Raw genomic sequence first — 16155 nt, 5'->3', positions numbered from 1 at the left:
AAGAATCCCCCTTCCATCTGCCTCTTGACGAGACTCTTCATTCTGGCGAAAAAAAGGGCGTCTCTTCGTAGAAAAATGCCTGTTCAGCTCATTTTGTTATAAAAATAACAAATTTTTCTCCAAAGGCTTCGGCAGGTTAAAAAAAACGACGGATCTTTCCCCTTTTCTCCTTTCCCGGAAGAGAGGCTCCGACTTTTTTTTCTGCGCGAAGATTGCGCCGCCGAACTTTAACAATGCCGGCCTTCTTTCGAAAAACGACATTCAACCTCTCGATTTTACTTTATTTTCAAAACATCCAAAATGAATCGTTCCTGAAAAGCCGTTTGTGAAGAGCCCGCGGGTACTCGTAATTATCTTGCAATTTCAGACAACTTGCTGGTAAAGTATCGGCCGATAGTTTTTCTTTGGCTATATGAACCTTATTCTCTGGAGGTTTTTACCATGGCTCTCAATATCCTCATCATAGGCGGCGTCGCCCTCGGCCCCAAGGCTGCCGCCCGCGCCAAGCGCCTCATGCCCGACAGCAACGTCACCATGATCGACCAGGGCACCTACATTTCCTACGGCGGATGCGGCATTCCCTACTTCGTGGGCGGCGACGTTCCTCAGATGAACGGTCTGCGCACCACGAACGCCGGCGTCGTCCGCGACGAAGCCTTCTTCAAGGAACTCAAGGGCGTCAACGCCATCTGCCACACGCGTGCCCTTTCCATCAACCGCAAGGAAAAGACCGTCACCGTCGAGAACACCCAGACCGGCGAAAAGAGCGACATGCCCTACGACAAGCTGGTCATCGCCACGGGCAGCAGCCCCCGCATTCCTCCCATTCCCGGCGCCGATCTGAAGAACGTCACCTCCGTCACCTGCCTTGAAGCCGCCAAGGCCATTCAGGAGCAGTGCGCCGCCCGCAAGATCAACCATGCCGTCATCATCGGCGCGGGCTTCATCGGTCTGGAAATGGCCGTGGCCCTTGCCGACATGTGGGGCATCCAGGTCACCGTCATCGAAATGGTGGACCACGTTCTTCCCGCCCAGCTCTGCTACAACTTCAGCCAGATGGCCAAGCACGACCTTGAGGAACTCGGCATCACCGTGCTCACCGGCGAAGCCGTGAAGGAACTCAAGGGCAAGGACGGCGCCGTGTGCGAAGTGGTGACCAACAAGCGCACCATTGAAGCCGACGAAGTCATCTTCTCCATCGGCGTGACCCCCAACTCCAAGATCGCTTCCGACGCCGGCATCGCCTGCCATCCCCGCGGCGGCATTCTGGTGAACACGCACATGCAGACCTCCGACCCCGACATCTATGCCGGCGGCGACGTGGTCGTGCTGCGCAACCTCATTTCCGGCGACCTCACCTATCTGCCCCTCGGCTCCATGGCCAACAGACAGGGCCGCGTCATCGGCACCAACCTTGCCGGCGGACAGGCCACCTTTGAAGGCGTGGTCGGCTCCTGGTGCGTGAAGCTGAACAAGATGTACGCCTCCGGCGCCGGTCTTACCCTGCATCAGGCCCGCATGGCCGGCTTCGACGCCATCGAAGTCAGCATGGAAGGCTCCGACAAGGCTCACTTCTATCCCGGACACACCAACACCAGCATCAACGTGGTGGTGGACAAGCAGACCCGCCGCGTTCTCGGCATTCAGGGCATGAGCACCGACGGCTCCGCCGTCAAGGCCCGCACCGACGCCGTGGCCGCCATGCTGCAGGTTTCCCGTCCCACGCTGAACGACCTGTCCAACCTCGAAGTCTGCTACGCGCCGCCCTTCGCCTCCGCCATGGACGTCATCAACGCCGCCGGCAACGTGGCCGACAACGTGGTGAACGGCTATCACAACATCATCACTCCCGATGAGTTCGTCGACCTGTGGAATCACCGCGACGAAAACAACTACCTCTTCGTGGACATCCGTCCCGCCAAGGCCGGCAAGCCCATCGAAGAACGTCACCCCGGTCAGTATCTCTCCCTGCCGCTGGAAGAATTCAACGCCCGCGCCAAGAAGGAAATTCCCACCGACCGTCCCGTGGCTCTCGTGTGCAATACCGGCACCCGCGCCTACGAAGCGCAGCTCAAGCTGCGTGAAATGGGCATCGAGGCCGCAAACTCCGCCGGCGGCCACACCGCTCTGCGCAAGCGCGGCGACGAAGAAAAGTTCTGATCGCCGCTGAAACGCCCGTGACTTCGCGGAGGGAAACCATCTCCGTTTCCCTCCAGTCCTCAGCACAGCAAAGGCGGGGCAGGCCGGAACATTCCGGACTGTCCCGCTTTTTTTCCGCATGCACCGGCATCTCCTCCGCACGTCTTGCGTGCTCAGGCCGGATGTAGCATAGTGAGCCGAGAGGACTTTATGGCAGCATCTCTTTTTTCCCGTCCGTTCTTCCGCCTCTACCGCTTGCTCTGGACCCTTGCGCGTCCCTTTCTCCGGCGCAGCAAACGACTCTCCGACGGCTGGAAGGAACGGCTGGCCCCCTCCGGCTGGATTCCCGAAGATTTTTCCGACGCCGACGGTCACGCGACGGACATCTGGATTCAGGCGGCCTCCGGCGGAGAGGCGCGTCTCGCCGTGGAAATATGCCGGAACTTCGCCCCCGACTCCGACCTGCGCATTCTCATGACCACATGGACAAGGCAGGGTCGGGACGTCATGGAAAAGGCCCTCGACGAACTGAAGGAAAGTCATCCCGGTCTGCGCGTCCTGGTGCGCTTCGCCCCCTTCGATCATCCCGACATTGTCCGCAGGGCTCTTGCCGCGGCGTCTCCCCGCATGGTGGTGCTGCTGGAAACGGAACTGTGGCCCGGCCTTCTTGCCGCCTGCCGTGAAAGGAACGTCCCCGTCCATGTGTTCAACGGACGCATCAACAGTTCCACCTCCCACTTCGGTCGCCTGTTCTCCTCCCTCATGGCCGAGATTTCCCCCGTGGCCGTGCACGCCATCTCACGATATGACAGGCAGGCCTTTGCCGCCATTTTCCCCTGTTCCGTGGACATGATGCCGAACATCAAGTTCGATCTTGCATCAAAGGCGCTCGAAATTCCGCTTTCCGAGCATTCCGAGGCCTTCCGGGCCTCCGGGCCGGTCTTTCTTTTCGCCTCCGTCCGTCAGTGCGAGGAAACCCGCATTCCCGGACAGCTTGCCAGACTCTACAAGGCCGTCCCCGACGCCGTCGTCGTCATCGTGCCCAGGCATCTGCATCGCGTCGCCTACTGGAAAAGCGTTCTGGACGATCTGGCGTTCATGCCCGTGCTGCTCTCGGAGCTTGCACCCGGCAGCGCGCTTGCGCGCAGGCATGCGCTCATCTGGGACCGCTTCGGCGATCTGCCTCAGCTTTACGCCTCGGCGCAGGCCGTATTCGTCGGCGGAAGCTTCGGTCAGGGCGGACAAAACTTTCTCGAAGCCCTTTCGGCAGGACGCATTCCCTGCATCGGTCCTTCGGCGCACAACTTTCTGTGGGCCATGGGCATCGGCGATCCGTCCATGCCTTCTCTGGAAGAAGCGGGCCTGCTCCGCGTGGCGCACACCCCGAAGGACGTCGTGAACATCATGCTCGAGCAGGCGGCGGCCGTGTCCGACAGGACCGAAGTCAGGGAAAGGTTCAGGGACTGGCTTTTCCCCCGTCTCGGAGGCGCATTCTTTACGGCTCACGCGCTGGAGCAGAGCATTTCCGCCTGCAGGAAACACTGAGCTCCATCCGTTTTTCTTCCGTCTTTCCTTTATTGTTCTCATATGTTATGGTATTTCCGCACAACCATGCGGACCATGGCTGAACAAAGGCCCGCACAACCGCAACGCTCCGAGGGAACACGCCGTCCGGCGCATTCGCGCCCTCTTTTCCGGAGACAGACATGAACATCCTCGTCATCGGCGGAGCCGGATACATCGGCAGCTCCACCAGCAAGGCCCTTGCCGCGGCCGGACACAACGTTACCGTATACGACAATCTTTCCACCGGTCACCGGGATCTCGTGAAGTGGGGCCCCCTCATTGAAGGCGACGCTCTGGATGCGGAGCGGCTGCGCTCGTGCATGAAGAACGTCCGACCCGACGGCATTCTGCACTTCGCGGCCTTTTCTCTCGTGGGAGAATCCGTGCAGAATCCGGGCAAGTACTTCCGCAACAACGTGGGCGGCACGCTGAACATCCTTGAGGCCATGCGCGACACGAACGTGCGCAACATCGTGGTATCCAGCACGGCGGCGGTATACGGCGTTCCCGAGGTCATGCCCATCACCGAGGAAAGCCCGGCCTCCCCCATCAACCCCTACGGTGAAACCAAGCTGTTCATGGAACGCATGCTGGCAGACTTCGCCCGCGCACACGGCATCTCGTGGACGGCCCTGCGCTACTTCAACGCCGCCGGCGCAGATCCCGGGGGAGAAACAGGCGAGCGGCACGACCCCGAAACCCATCTCATTCCCCGCGCCCTCATGGCTCTGGACGGCAAGATTTCCGACTTCCACGTCATGGGCAACGACTATCCCACGCCGGACGGCACCTGCATCCGCGACTACGTCCACGTGCAGGACCTGGCCAAAGCCCACCTTCTCGCCATGGAACGCCTGCTTTCGCAAAGCGACGGCGAGGGGCTGAGTCTGAACCTCGGTTCCGGCTCCGGGCTGTCCGTAAAGCAGATTCTCGACGCCGTCGAAAAGGTGACGGGCCGTTCAATGCCCTTTACCACCGGCCCCCGCCGGGCCGGCGATCCGCCGAGCCTCGTGGCCGACGCCTCAAAAGCGGCATCCGTGCTCGGCTGGAAGGCCGAACGCTCGGGAGTGGAAGACATCATACACGACGCCTGGAACTGGTACCGGAAGGATCAGGCATGACGACCGCCTCGTGAGCGGCACCTGTCCCGGTCTCCGTGCCCCTTCCGGAATGCTTCCGCCGCAGGGCCTTGCGCGACATGCTCACCCCGTCTTTTTCCTCGGGCCGCCAGGCCCCCTCTGGACAGGACAAGCTCCCCGGACATATATTATTTGCGCGGAATGTTCCGCGGAATTTTTCATAAGGGTATCCCCATGCGCATATTTCTCATTCCCATTGCGCTCAGCATCGTTCTGAGCGGCTGCCTTGCCAGTCCCTTCGGCTCGACCGACGCGCCCGAAGTCCCCATACCGGAAACGCCCCTCTCTCCCGTGCCTCAGTTCATTTCCATGAACAATGCCGGCGCACAGGCCTCCATCGACGATCCCGCCTTCGGCGGCGTGGTCGACGTCATGGTGGAAGGCTCGTTCACCTCCGCATCCGGCCGCGACTGCCGCCGTGCCGTGGTCAGTCAGCCCCCCCATGAAGCGGAAATCGTGGTTCTCTGTCGTCAGGGCGACGGATGGGAGCTCATGCCCCGCGTCTGGGGACGCGGTCTCGAATAGTCCGCTCTTCCCGTTCATCGCTTTTCCTCTCGTTTTTTTGCCAGCCTTCGGGCAGGAGTTTCGTCTTGCGTCTCATTCTTCTCATCCTTGCCGTGATGTTCGCCATCGCGTCGCCGGCGACGGCCGCACAGTCGACCAGCACGGCCACGGCCACGGCGACTGCCACAGCCACGGCCACGGCTTCCTCCTCGGCATCCTCCCAGGATCCTCAGCCTTTCGGCAGCAATCTCTTTCAGGGCAACTTCTCTGCCGGAGGATCGGCATCCACCATACAAAGCGGAGACCGCATTCTCATCCGCCTGTGGGGAAGCCGCACCCTCGACGACGTGTTCACCGTTTCTCCGAACGGCTCTCTCGATCTACCCGAAATAGGAAGCGTTCCGCTCTTCGGCCTGCCCCGTGGCGACGCCGCGCAGATTCAGCAGTCCATCATCAGCAAGCTGAACGTCTCCGGCATCACCGACGTGCAGGTCTACGCGCGTCCTCTCGACACCCAGAACGTCTCCGTGTTCGTTACCGGCTTCGTCAATCATCCCGGCAGCTATCAGGGCACGGCCTCCGACAACATCCTCTCCTTTCTCGACAAGGCGGGCGGCATCGACTCGCGCCGCGGCAGCTACCGCGACATCCGCGTTCTGAGAAATCAGCAGGTGCTCTCCACCGCCGACCTCTATCCCTTCATCCTGCACGGGCAGATTCCCTCCATCCGCTTCAACGACGGCGACACCATCGTCGTGGGCGAGAAGGGCCCCTCGGTTTCGGCCAGCGGAGAGGTGCGCAACGCCGCCCGCTTTGAATTTGAAAAAGGCAAAATGAACGGCGAGGCCCTTGCCAGACTGGCCGACCCCAACTCCAAGGCCTCACACGTAAGCATTTCCGGCTTCAGAAACGGCGTGCCCTACAATCAGTATCTGTCCATCAAGGAATTCAACAAGCTCAAGCTGGAAAACGACGATCAGGTCCGCTTTCAGGCCGACACCACGGGCAGCACCATCATGGTGGAAGCGCAGGGCGCCATTCTCGGTTCCTCCCGCTTCCCTGTCAGACGCAACGCCCGACTCCAGGAAGTGCTGAGCTACATTTCCGTGGACCCGGACAGAGCCAACCTCTCCGGCCTGTACATCAAGCGCATAAGCACGGCCAAGCAGCAGAAAAAAGCCATTGAGGACGCCCTGAACCGCCTGGAACACAACGCCTACACGGCGACCTCCTCCAGCAACGACGAAGCGCAGATACGCGCCAAGGAAGCCGAAATGCTCTCCAGCTTCATCGACCGCGCCCGCAAGGTGGAACCTGAAGGCATCGTCGTGGTGGGCAGCGGCGGCAAGATTGCGGACATCGCGCTGGAAGACGGCGACGTCATCGTCATTCCCGAAAAGACGGATGTGGTCATGATAAGCGGCGAAGTCATCATGCCGCAGGCCGTGGTATGGAACGAAGACCGCGACATGGAAGACTACATCAAGAGCGCCGGCGGATTCAGCAACCGCGCCGACTCCACGAACATCCTCGTCGTGCATCCCGACGGCGAAGTCACGCCCAAGGCCAAAAAGGTCCAGCCCGGCGATCAGATTCTGGTTCTGCCCCGCGTGGACTCCAAGAACATGCAGGCCGTCAAGGAAGTGTCCGAAATCCTGTACCAGGTGGCCGTCGCCTGCAAGGTCATTCTGGATCTGTAGGTCTTCGTCATGCGCCGCGTCTCTTCTGCGGCGCATGGTCTCCCCGTTTCCGATGCCCCGTCTGCTGTTGCCGCAGGCGGGGCATCGACGTCCTACGGCTTCAAAGCTTTCCGGCCTGCAGAGGCGGGACCTTCGTCACGCATACGCCGCGCGAAGGACAACCCGACGGGAAGGCCCGCGCATGATGCGTCCCCAAATGGTCCTGCAGAAGGAACGCGCCGAAAAGAAAAACGGGACGCTGAAAGCGTCCCGATGCGATCATTCATCCTCTTCGCCGCGAACCTTGCGGCACATGTCCACGAACCAGCGGTCAAACCTTTTGCGCTCGCGCCGGCAGCTTCTGCGCAGACGGGTCAAAACGTCCATGCCCCGGGGCTCCCGTCCCGTTCTGCGCACGAACTCGTCACGCAGTTCGGGAATCTGCCATATTTCCAGAGGCTCAAAGAACTCTATGCCCTTTTCGTCGAAAAGGCGCAGCATCTCCTTCCACTGCCAGCTCGGAGGACAGGCGGACAGCTCCGAGACCGGAATGCCGTCGTACCACTCGTCCGGCACCGGGCGCAGCCTGATGTGCTTTTCGTCCCAGTCACGGAAGTAGAAGCGGTTGATGCGCTCCGCCTCGTCCGGACGACGCACGAGCTCCACGCAGTGATACCATGCGATCTTCAACTGATACGGCAGAAGCTCCGCCGCGGTAAAATGAAGTATGGCTCCCTGTTCAAGAGGACATTTCGTCACGTTGTCTCTGGCGTCGGAGCCCGGCGTGCGCGGCATGTGAAGAAAGCCCCCGTAGGGAGGCAGATCCGGCGAGTCACGAACGATGATGCCCCGGTAAATCCGATGAAACTTGCTGTAATCACCGTCCCGGTAGACATGAGGGCTGCCCCACAGCGTAAGCCACCGAAGCGAAAGCTTGTGTCCGGGCTCAAGATTTTCCATGAGCGTTCGACCATGACGACGAAAAGGCGCGGTAAGCACCTCGTCGGCATCCAGACACAGAAAATGCGTGGCTCCCTGCCTGCGGGCCTCATCGACAAGCGCCTGCCGGATCACCTTTTCCCTGCCCTGGGAAAAGCCCGAAAGATCGCCGTCCATCTCCAGCACCAGGCCGCCGTGCTCTCTCACGATGTCGTCCGAACGGTCGGAAGAATGGTCATCCATGCCGACGACAAGATCGGCCACCCCTCTAAGAGACGCCAGACACAGTGGCAACATTCTGGATTCATTACGAAAAGGAATAAGTGCCGCAACTTTCATGCCGGGCATAGAACGCATCCCCCCAATTTTAGGGCAGCATACCACAGCCCCATGCCAAAGCCAAGGACTCCCCGTCTCTCCTTTTGACTCGCGCAGCAAAGGCGGATATAAAAAAGAACTGGTCAACGATTCCATTCCGCCCTTCGGAGCAATCATGTCCGCAGAAACTTCCATCCTTTTCAACGGCCTGTCCGTCAGCGAAGACGTCATTCGCGCGGCCTCGGCCGTCCGCTTTCTGGTCCTTGACGTCGACGGCGTATGCACCGACGGCAAGCTTTACTTTCAGGAAAACGGGCATCCCCTGAAGTGCTTCAACGCTCAGGACGGCATCGGCATAAAAACGGCCCTCATGGCGGGGATAGGCATCGGCATCATCACGGGCAGAAACGACCCCTGCGTGCTCGCGAGAATGTCGCAGCTCGGCGTCAGGGACTACTACGCCGGCTTCGAGTCCAAGCTTCCCAAGCTTGAGGCCATCCGCCGGAAATATCATCTCAGAAAAGAGGAGATGGCCTATCTCGGCGATGACTGGATCGATCTTGACCCCATGCGCTCCGTGGGCATGCCCATGGCCGTGGCCAACGCCGTCGCGCAGGTGAAGAAGGAAGCCCTCTACGTCACTTCCGCGCACGGCGGAGAAGGCGCCGTCCGCGAAGCCGTCGAATTTCTGCTCGCCTCCCGCAGGGACGGCAAAAACCCCGCGGATCTCTGGACCGCGGCCACGGGACCGGCCAGGTCATGAACGACTCTTTCAAGCGAACCCTCGCGCTTATCGTGCTGGGCGCCGCCCTGTGGGGCGGCTGGTACGGATGGCAGAGCTGGAAGACGCGGCAGGCGCTGGAAGCCATGGAAAACGTGGTGCGCTCCGCCGACCTGAACAAGCTTTTGTCGGACCCGCCCGAAGAAGTGAAGAACTCCGTGGATCTCGCCGTGCGGGGCATACACCTCTCGCAGGGGCACGAAGGCCAGAAAAGCTTTGACCTCGACGCCGACTGGGCCACGCTGAACCAGGACTCCGGCGCCATCACCGTGCGCGATCCCGACATTCACTACATGCTGGAAAAGGCGGAAGGGGAACCGGACCGCGTCGTTCACGCCACCTCAAGCGTAGGCCGCGTGGAGGACGGCAACCAGAAAATCTCCATGTCCGGCAGTGTGAAGACCGTCTATGAAGACAGCGTGCTCACCGGCGATCTGGCCGTTTTTCTCAACAGCGACCGAACCCTTACCTTTCCCGACGGAGCCGTGCTCGACGGCCCCGTGCTTTCCGGCACGGCATCCCGCCTCGTGTGGGACCTCAACACCAACATTCTGACGGGCGACCGGGGCGTGCACATGCGCTGGATCCCGTCCGGCACCGCTTCTTCCGACGGCGCAGTCGACGCCGATCCCTCATCCGATGCTGCGCCAAAGAACGCGCAGGAGGAAAGCCATTCATGAAAAAATTTCTCTTCACCCTTCTCATCTGCGCGTTCTGCACGACCCTCGCCACGGCCGCGCCGCTTCCCGGAGGCGACAGCAGTCTTCCCGTGGACGTCACGGCGGACAACATGGTCTACAACGCGGACAAAAACACCGTCGTTTTTCAGGGACGCGTGGAGGCCGTGCGCGGAGAGTTCAAAATGTGGTCGGACACCCTGACCCTCTACCTCAAGTCCCGGGCAGACTCTTCCCAGAAAACGAAAAACTCGACCACGCAGGCCATGCAGGGAAGCGATCTTGACCGCATAGTCGCGGAAAGAAACGTCCGCTTCCAGAACGGCACGCAGACGGGCTCCTCGCAGAAGGCCACCTATTATTCCGCAAAAAATCTGCTCGTTCTCGAGGGCGATCCCATCCTGCACGACGGCGACAACTCCATACGGGGCAACGTCATCCGCTACTTTGTCGATGAAAACCGCAGCGTCGTGGAAGGAGGCCCGAAGCAGCGCGTGCACGCCGTGTTCTCCTCCAACGACAAGAAGGGAAAGTAAGCATGAAATCCTCGCTTTCCGCCCAGCACCTGTGCAAGCGCTACGGTCAGAAGGAAGTCGTCCATGAAGTGTCCGTGGCCATGCAGCAGGGGGAAATCGTGGGACTTCTCGGTCCCAACGGCGCAGGCAAGACCACGTCGTTCTACATGATCACCGGCATCATCAAGCCGACGGCAGGCCAGGTCCTGCTCGACGGCCAGGAAATCAGCACCTGGCCGCTGTATAAGCGCGCCAGGGTGGGCCTTTCCTATCTGCCGCAGGAAAGTTCCGTGTTCCGCAGGCTCACGGTACGTCAGAATCTCCAGATCATTCTCGAGCATACCGGTCTCTCCCGCGCCGATCAGAAAAAGCGCGCCGATCAGCTCATGGAGGAATTCGGTCTCACGAGACTGGAAAAGTCCTATGCCTCCTATCTTTCCGGCGGCGAGCGTCGACGCCTCGAAATCGCCCGCTGCCTCATCCGCGATCCGCTGTTCGTGCTGCTCGACGAACCCTTCGCAGGCATCGACCCTCTGGCCGTCGGCGACATTCAGGTACTCATCCGCAGCCTCAAGGAACGCGGCATAGGCGTGCTCATTTCCGACCACAACGTGCGCGAAACCCTTTCCATCTGCGACAGGGCCTACCTCATGTTCCAGGGCAACATCATCCTTTCGGGCACGCCCGACGAAATCGTGAACAACGAACGGGCAAGAGAGGTCTATCTCGGCTCGGACTTCCACCTGGGATAAGCCGTCCCGGCAAGACGTCTTCTCAAAAAAACATCCGCGCTTCTGCCCGTCCGGCCGGGAAAAGACTTTCCCTGCGACCGGACGGAGACAAGGCGCGGATGTTCCGTCTGAAGAAGGTCAGAAGAGGCGCGGCTCAGGACGACGGCAGCACGTCCTTCCTATGTTTTGTCGTCCCCGCCGTCGAAACAGCGAACATAGGCCGCATAGCAGGCGGCCACGGGAGAGTCCGGCGGCAGTTTCAGGGCGCCCAGGCGGGGCGGTCTTGGAGGTGGAGGGATCACGGGAACCGGCGTAATGTCCACGCGGCGCAGGGATTCCTTGCCGAGCAGCAGATGAAGTTCCACCTTGTGGAAATAATCCTCGTCCATGAAGGCATTCACGCGTTCCAGCATTTCCGGCACGGCGTAGGAAAGTTCCTGCATGGCGCAGGAATCCTCCCCTCCGACGAGCAGAATGTCCTTGCGGTGTCCCAGAGGATGCGCCAGCGCGGCGATATCCGGCCCCATGACGACTTCCCAGTTCTTCCACAGCTGCGCGAGCATCCCGTGCCTCGGCTCCATGCCGTGCGCGGAGAGCCAGCCGTCCAGTCCGTCGCTGAGCGCGGAGGTCCTGCCGGATCTCTTGCCGAGGTCGAACCCCGCAAATCGTCTGTAATGCTTTTTGCCTTCCATGAAGCACAGGCTACCAGAGTTGCCCGGGAACGAGAAGCCCCCGCACGCGGAGGCGTGCGGGGGCAGGCTTCAAAAAGGTTTTCGGAACGTCCCGAAAAACGGCGGCAACGCCGCCGAGGTCAGAGCCCTGTGCGATGCGCGCAGGAAGCTCTTCTTTCCGTTAAAAGATCCCGGCTGTCCCGGCATCAGACGAGAATGGCCTTCAGATCTTCATCGGGCGTGGAGATGGGACGAATGCCGAACTCCTTCACGAGGAAGTCGAGCACGGCGGGAGAAACGAATGCGGGCAGAGAAGGTCCGAGATAAATGTTCTTCACGCCGAGATACAGCAGCGTGAGCAGAATGGCCACGGCCTTCTGTTCATACCACGAAAGCACCATCGAAAGCGGCAGATCGTTCACGCCGCAGTTGAAGGCTCCGGCCAGGGCGAGCGCCACCTGAATGGCACCGTAGGCGTCGTTGCACTGGCCCATGTCCAGAAGACGGGGAATGCCGCCGATGGTGCCGAGATCAAGGTCGTTGAAGCGGAACTTGCCGCAGGCGAGCGTGAGCACCACGGTGTCGGCAGGGGTCTTCTTCACGAATTCAGTATAGTAGTTGCGGCCGGGTTTTGCGCCGTCGCAGCCGCCCACAAGGAAGAAGTGACGGATGGCGCCGGACTTCACGGCTTCCACGATGGTTCCGGCATGGGCGAGCACCGCCTCGCTGCCGAAGCCGGTAGTGACGCTCTCGCCGCCGTTGATGCCGGCAAAGTGCGTATCTTCCGCGTAGCCGCCGAGCTCCAGAGCCTTGGCGATGACGGGCGAAAAGTCCTTGTCGTCCCCGATGTTCGTCATGCCGGGGAAGCGGACGACGCCCGTGGTGAACACGCGGTCGGCATAGCTTTCCTTCACGGGCATGATGCAGTTGGTGGTGAAGAGAACGGGCGCAGGAACGGAGGCGAATTCCTTCTGCTGATTCTGCCAGGCCGTGCCGAAATGGCCCTTGAAGTGCGCATACTTCTTCAGTTCGGGGTAGGCATGGGCGGGCAGCATTTCGCCGTGCGTATAGACGTTCACGCCCTTGCCTTCCGTCTGACGGAGAAGAAGCGCAAGGTCGTGCAGATCATGGCCCGACACGATGATGAAGGGGCCCTTTTCCACCGTACGGGACACGGTGACGGGCACGGGCGTACCGTAGGTTCTGTTGGCGTCGTTCAGAAGCTCCATGCAGGCCAGATTCACCTTGCCGGCTTCCATGACGGCGTCGAGCAGCGTTTCCCTGCCGGCGTCCGCCGCCAGAAGGGCCAGGCCGCGATACAGAAAACCGCTCACTTCTTCAAGGTTTCTTCCGAGCACGCGGGCATGGCTGGCATAGGCGGCGATGCCCTTCATGCCGAACAGCAGCAGCGATTTCAGGCTGCGCACGTCTTCCGGGGCGTTCCAGAGACGATTCATGTCCCAGGCGTCGGCCACGCCGCTGTCCTTGCGTATCTTGCGCACCTGCTCCACCATGGCGGCCAGAGAAAGATCATCGAAGTTCACGTTGGTCAGCGTGGTGAAAAGAGCGTTTTCCACCAGCGTGTCCAGCTCGGCCGTGCGGGTGCAGCTGCCGCCTGCCGTCAGCGCGACAAGTTCGCCCACCAGCATGTCCTGAAGCTGTGCCGTGCCGGGTTTCTTGCCGCAGACGCCGCCTTTCGTGCATCCCTTGCCGCCCGCGGTCTGTTCACACTGAAAACAGAACATTTCGCTCATTGCCTTTCCTCCACGATGTTGTCTGTGCGATAAAAAATACAGGATTCCGAGTCTCTCGAACCTACGGAGCTTTTCCTCCAAAAACTGTGTCCCTGATCACATCATGACACGTTTTTCCCCGGGAGCGGATTACTTTTGAAATTAAATAATTCCAGACGCATGAAAAGTGTCCCGAAACAGAACCGCAGCCGCTTCAGCGCCGTACCGGCTGAAAGGCCGCAGCACAGTGCTCTGCGGGACGGCCGCAGGCTTCATGCCGCCCCGAAGAACGTACGCCCGCGACCAGAAGCAACGGAAGCGCGTGAAAGGCCTCTCAGCCGTTTCCGTGATCCTCCTTCTCCTCCCGGGTCCAGGCCGTGTAGGGCAGGCGGGAGAGCTCCACGTTGAGATAGCGGGAAATTCTGCTCACCTCATCGCCCAGCCATTCCGGCCGGACAAAGGGCTGATCTTCCGATTCCAGCTCGATTTCGGCCACCACAAGCCCCTGATTCGCGCCGAGAAACTCATCCACTTCCCACACGCTGCCCTCGCAGGTGAACGTATGGCGCAGCTTTTCAATGATTTCTCCCGGAGCAAGACCGTCGAGAAGCGCCTGTGCCTCGTCAAGCGGGATATCGTATTCAAATTCGCTGCGGGCTATGCCCTCTCCCCTGTACTTGATGGTGAGCCTGCCCTTTTCCCCCGCCACGCGCACCCTGACCGTGCGGTCCTGCGTGCGGGCGATGTAGCCCTGCCGAAACAGCTCCGTTTTGCCCCGGCCGCGCCAGCCGTCGCCCTTTACCAGAAACTTGCGTTCGATTTCCTGCTGCTTCATGCGTTCCCGCTCCTTTTTTCCATGCACCGGCACGCTGTTCCGCGCTTTAGCGCCGACAACGCTCCTGCGCGCTTCGTCTTATAAAAAACGGGGCGGAAAGCTGTGCTTTCCGCCCCGCGTACATTCATGCAGACTCAGCGATTAGTCGTTGAACTTCTGCTTGAGCAGGTCGCCGAGGGTCTGGCTGATGCTGTTGTCGCCGGAATGATAATCCTTGGGCTTGCGGCGTTCTTCGTCGTCCTTGATCTGCTTGATGGAGAGGCCGAGACGGCGTTCATCAGCGGAAACATGGATGATCTTGGCCTGGACCACGTCGCCTTCCTTGTAGAGTTCGGAAGGAGACTTCACCTTCTTGCCGAGTTCGGTCACGTGGATGAGGCCTTCAATGCCTTCTTCCACTTCAACGAACAGGCCGAAGTCGGTCACGTTGGTCACGGTGCCGGTGATGATGTTGCCCACGGGATAACGGGCGGGCACGGTGCTCCAGGGATCTTCGGTGAGCTGCTTCATGCCGAGGGTGAACTTTTCGTTCTCCTGGTCCACGGTGAGAACCTTGGCCTGAACCACGTCGCCCACCTTGTACAGTTCGCCGGGATGACGCAGCTTCTTGGTCCAGGAAATGTCGGACACATGAATGAGGCCGTCGATGCCGTCTTCGATGCCGATGAACATGCCGAATTCGGTGATGTTCTTGATGACGCCTTCAATGACGGTGCCTTCGGGGAAGCGTTCGCCGACGAGTTCCCAGGGATTGGGCTTGACCTGCTTCATGCCGAGGGAAATGCGCTTCTTCTCGCTGTCCACGCCGAGGATGACCACTTCAACCTCGTCGCCCTGATGCACCATCTGGGAAGGATGACGGAGCTTGCGGGTCCAGGACATTTCGGAGATGTGCACGAGGCCTTCCACGCCGGGTTCGAGTTCCACGAACACGCCGTAGTCAACGAGGTTGGTCACCTTGCCGACATGGTGAGAGCCTTCGGGGAAGCGGGCGGTGATGTCCTGCCAGGGATCGGGAACAAGCTGCTTGAGACCGAGGGAAACCTTCTGGTTCTCCTTGTCGAAGGAAAGAACCTTGAGTTCCAGTTCCTGACCCAGAGACACCATTTCGCGGGGATGACGGATGCGCTTCCAGGACATGTCGGTGATGTGCAGAAGACCGTCGAGACCGCCGAGGTCGACGAACACGCCGTACTCGGTGATGTTCTTGGCCTTGCCCTTGACGATCTGGCCTTCGGCCAGGGTCTGGAGCAGAGCGGCGCGCTTGGTGTCGCGTTCTTCTTCAAGCAGCACGCGGCGGGAAACGATGACGTTGCTGCGGCGGCGGTTGATCTTGAGAACGCGGAACTCAAACTGCTGGCCGACCAGAGCGTCCATGTCCGGAACAGGACGGAGGTCCACATGAGAACCGGGCAGGAAGGCTTCCACTCCGCCGAGATCGACGGTGTAGCCGCCCTTGATGCGGCGGGTGATGGTGCCGGTGATGGTGCCGTTCTTTTCCAGCACGTCTTCGAGCTGGTCGAACAGCTGCATACGCTTGGCCTTGTCGAACGAAAGGGTGATGGTGCCATCCATTTCGTTCTTGCGGACAACGTACACATCGACGCGGTCGCCGACCTTGACCGTCATATTGCCCTGAGCGTCCCGAAATTCCTCAGCGGGGATCTGGCCTTCGGACTTGAAGTTCACGTCCACCAGCACAGTATCGTCGTCCACGCGCACGACTTCGCCCTTGACGATGGAACCTTCTTCAAGGTCGCCCATGTCGGGGGTGAGATAGTCTTCGAGTGCGCTCGCAAAGCTCATTTCGGAATCGATTTGGTTTTCCATGTTTTCGGCAGTTGCCATACGGATCCTCCAACCTAACAAACAGATTTCTGCCCTCGTCGGGCAGGTCTCTCTACATAGCAGGAATGCCATGGATGCAC

General features: G+C 60.3%; 14 protein-coding genes. 9 read left to right on the top strand and 5 right to left on the bottom strand.

Annotated elements, in window-relative coordinates; all coding sequences use genetic code 11:
* Positions 1 to 441: 441 nt before the first annotated feature.
* The 5 genes from QZZ60_RS01245 (at position 442) to QZZ60_RS01225 (ending at position 7048) form a co-directional block, all read left to right on the top strand.
* Positions 442 to 2160 (top strand): FAD-dependent oxidoreductase, encoded by a 1719-nt coding sequence (locus tag QZZ60_RS01245; protein WP_295636685.1) that lies wholly within the window; start codon positions 442 to 444, stop codon positions 2158 to 2160.
* A 189-nt stretch (positions 2161 to 2349) separates the two neighbouring features.
* Positions 2350 to 3684, top strand: coding sequence for a glycosyltransferase N-terminal domain-containing protein (locus QZZ60_RS01240; RefSeq protein ID WP_295636682.1), 1335 nt, complete (start codon positions 2350 to 2352; stop codon positions 3682 to 3684).
* A 161-nt stretch (positions 3685 to 3845) separates the two neighbouring features.
* Positions 3846 to 4826, top strand: coding sequence for a UDP-glucose 4-epimerase GalE (gene galE / locus QZZ60_RS01235; protein WP_295636679.1), 981 nt, complete (start codon positions 3846 to 3848; stop codon positions 4824 to 4826).
* Between the two features lie 192 nt (positions 4827 to 5018).
* On the top strand, positions 5019 to 5369 hold the full coding sequence (locus tag QZZ60_RS01230) for a DVU3141 family protein (protein ID WP_295636676.1): 351 nt from the start codon (positions 5019 to 5021) through the stop codon (positions 5367 to 5369).
* A 65-nt stretch (positions 5370 to 5434) separates the two neighbouring features.
* Positions 5435 to 7048 carry a polysaccharide biosynthesis/export family protein gene (locus tag QZZ60_RS01225; RefSeq protein ID WP_295636675.1) on the top strand — a complete coding sequence of 538 codons (1614 nt, stop codon included), beginning with the start codon at positions 5435 to 5437 and terminating at the stop codon, positions 7046 to 7048.
* A gap of 258 nt (positions 7049 to 7306) precedes the next feature.
* On the opposite strand, the gene QZZ60_RS01220 is transcribed toward QZZ60_RS01225, so the two are convergent.
* Positions 7307 to 8305 carry a glycosyltransferase family 2 protein gene (locus QZZ60_RS01220; RefSeq protein ID WP_295636691.1) on the bottom strand — a complete coding sequence of 333 codons (999 nt, stop codon included), beginning with the start codon at positions 8303 to 8305 and terminating at the stop codon, positions 7307 to 7309.
* Between the two features lie 154 nt (positions 8306 to 8459).
* Between QZZ60_RS01220 and QZZ60_RS01215 the strand changes: the two genes are divergently transcribed.
* The 4 genes from QZZ60_RS01215 to lptB are packed head-to-tail and all read left to right on the top strand — an operon-like array spanning position 8460 to position 11009.
* Positions 8460 to 9047 (top strand): HAD family hydrolase, encoded by a 588-nt coding sequence (locus QZZ60_RS01215; protein ID WP_295636672.1) that lies wholly within the window; start codon positions 8460 to 8462, stop codon positions 9045 to 9047.
* Positions 9044 to 9745, top strand: a complete 702-nt coding sequence (lptC, locus tag QZZ60_RS01210; RefSeq protein WP_295636669.1) for an LPS export ABC transporter periplasmic protein LptC — start codon at positions 9044 to 9046, stop codon at positions 9743 to 9745. Before QZZ60_RS01215 ends, lptC begins: the two co-directional genes overlap by 4 nt.
* Positions 9742 to 10278, top strand: a complete 537-nt coding sequence (gene lptA, locus QZZ60_RS01205; protein WP_295636666.1) for a lipopolysaccharide transport periplasmic protein LptA — start codon at positions 9742 to 9744, stop codon at positions 10276 to 10278. Before lptC ends, lptA begins: the two co-directional genes overlap by 4 nt.
* Positions 10279 to 10280: 2 nt before the next feature.
* Positions 10281 to 11009 carry an LPS export ABC transporter ATP-binding protein gene (lptB, locus tag QZZ60_RS01200; RefSeq protein WP_295636664.1) on the top strand — a complete coding sequence of 243 codons (729 nt, stop codon included), beginning with the start codon at positions 10281 to 10283 and terminating at the stop codon, positions 11007 to 11009.
* A 158-nt stretch (positions 11010 to 11167) separates the two neighbouring features.
* Here the strand turns inward: lptB and QZZ60_RS01195 are convergent, their stop codons facing one another.
* From QZZ60_RS01195 to QZZ60_RS01180, 4 genes are all read right to left on the bottom strand, one after another.
* A complete protein-coding gene (locus tag QZZ60_RS01195) occupies positions 11168 to 11680 on the bottom strand; it encodes a DUF721 domain-containing protein (protein ID WP_295636661.1) in 513 nt (170 codons plus the stop codon).
* A gap of 185 nt (positions 11681 to 11865) precedes the next feature.
* Positions 11866 to 13404 (bottom strand): hydroxylamine reductase, encoded by a 1539-nt coding sequence (gene hcp / locus QZZ60_RS01190; RefSeq protein ID WP_295636688.1) that lies wholly within the window; start codon positions 13402 to 13404, stop codon positions 11866 to 11868.
* A 322-nt stretch (positions 13405 to 13726) separates the two neighbouring features.
* Complete coding sequence (locus tag QZZ60_RS01185) at positions 13727 to 14227, bottom strand: CYTH domain-containing protein (protein ID WP_295636658.1); 501 nt, start codon at positions 14225 to 14227, stop codon at positions 13727 to 13729.
* 141 nt (positions 14228 to 14368) lie between these two features.
* Positions 14369 to 16075 (bottom strand): 30S ribosomal protein S1, encoded by a 1707-nt coding sequence (locus QZZ60_RS01180; RefSeq protein WP_295636655.1) that lies wholly within the window; start codon positions 16073 to 16075, stop codon positions 14369 to 14371.
* Between the last annotated feature and the right edge of the window lie 80 nt (positions 16076 to 16155).

This window comes from uncultured Mailhella sp. (genome assembly GCF_905187505.1).
GTDB lineage: Bacteria > Desulfobacterota > Desulfovibrionia > Desulfovibrionales > Desulfovibrionaceae > Mailhella.
Note: the sequence above shows the minus strand (reverse complement) of the source record. Positions and strands in the feature narration are given on the sequence as shown.

Coding starts and splice junctions, on each gene's coding strand:
- QZZ60_RS01245 (WP_295636685.1), top strand. CDS start 442: ATGGCTCTCAATATCCTCATCATAGGCGGCGTCGCCCTCGGCCCCAAG.
- QZZ60_RS01240 (WP_295636682.1), top strand. CDS start 2,350: ATGGCAGCATCTCTTTTTTCCCGTCCGTTCTTCCGCCTCTACCGCTTG.
- galE (WP_295636679.1), top strand. CDS start 3,846: ATGAACATCCTCGTCATCGGCGGAGCCGGATACATCGGCAGCTCCACC.
- QZZ60_RS01230 (WP_295636676.1), top strand. CDS start 5,019: ATGCGCATATTTCTCATTCCCATTGCGCTCAGCATCGTTCTGAGCGGC.
- QZZ60_RS01220 (WP_295636691.1), bottom strand. CDS start 8,305: ATGAAAGTTGCGGCACTTATTCCTTTTCGTAATGAATCCAGAATGTTG.
- QZZ60_RS01215 (WP_295636672.1), top strand. CDS start 8,460: ATGTCCGCAGAAACTTCCATCCTTTTCAACGGCCTGTCCGTCAGCGAA.
- lptC (WP_295636669.1), top strand. CDS start 9,044: ATGAACGACTCTTTCAAGCGAACCCTCGCGCTTATCGTGCTGGGCGCC.
- lptA (WP_295636666.1), top strand. CDS start 9,742: ATGAAAAAATTTCTCTTCACCCTTCTCATCTGCGCGTTCTGCACGACC.
- lptB (WP_295636664.1), top strand. CDS start 10,281: ATGAAATCCTCGCTTTCCGCCCAGCACCTGTGCAAGCGCTACGGTCAG.
- QZZ60_RS01195 (WP_295636661.1), bottom strand. CDS start 11,680: ATGGAAGGCAAAAAGCATTACAGACGATTTGCGGGGTTCGACCTCGGC.
- hcp (WP_295636688.1), bottom strand. CDS start 13,404: ATGTTCTGTTTTCAGTGTGAACAGACCGCGGGCGGCAAGGGATGCACG.
- QZZ60_RS01185 (WP_295636658.1), bottom strand. CDS start 14,227: ATGAAGCAGCAGGAAATCGAACGCAAGTTTCTGGTAAAGGGCGACGGC.
- QZZ60_RS01180 (WP_295636655.1), bottom strand. CDS start 16,075: ATGGCAACTGCCGAAAACATGGAAAACCAAATCGATTCCGAAATGAGC.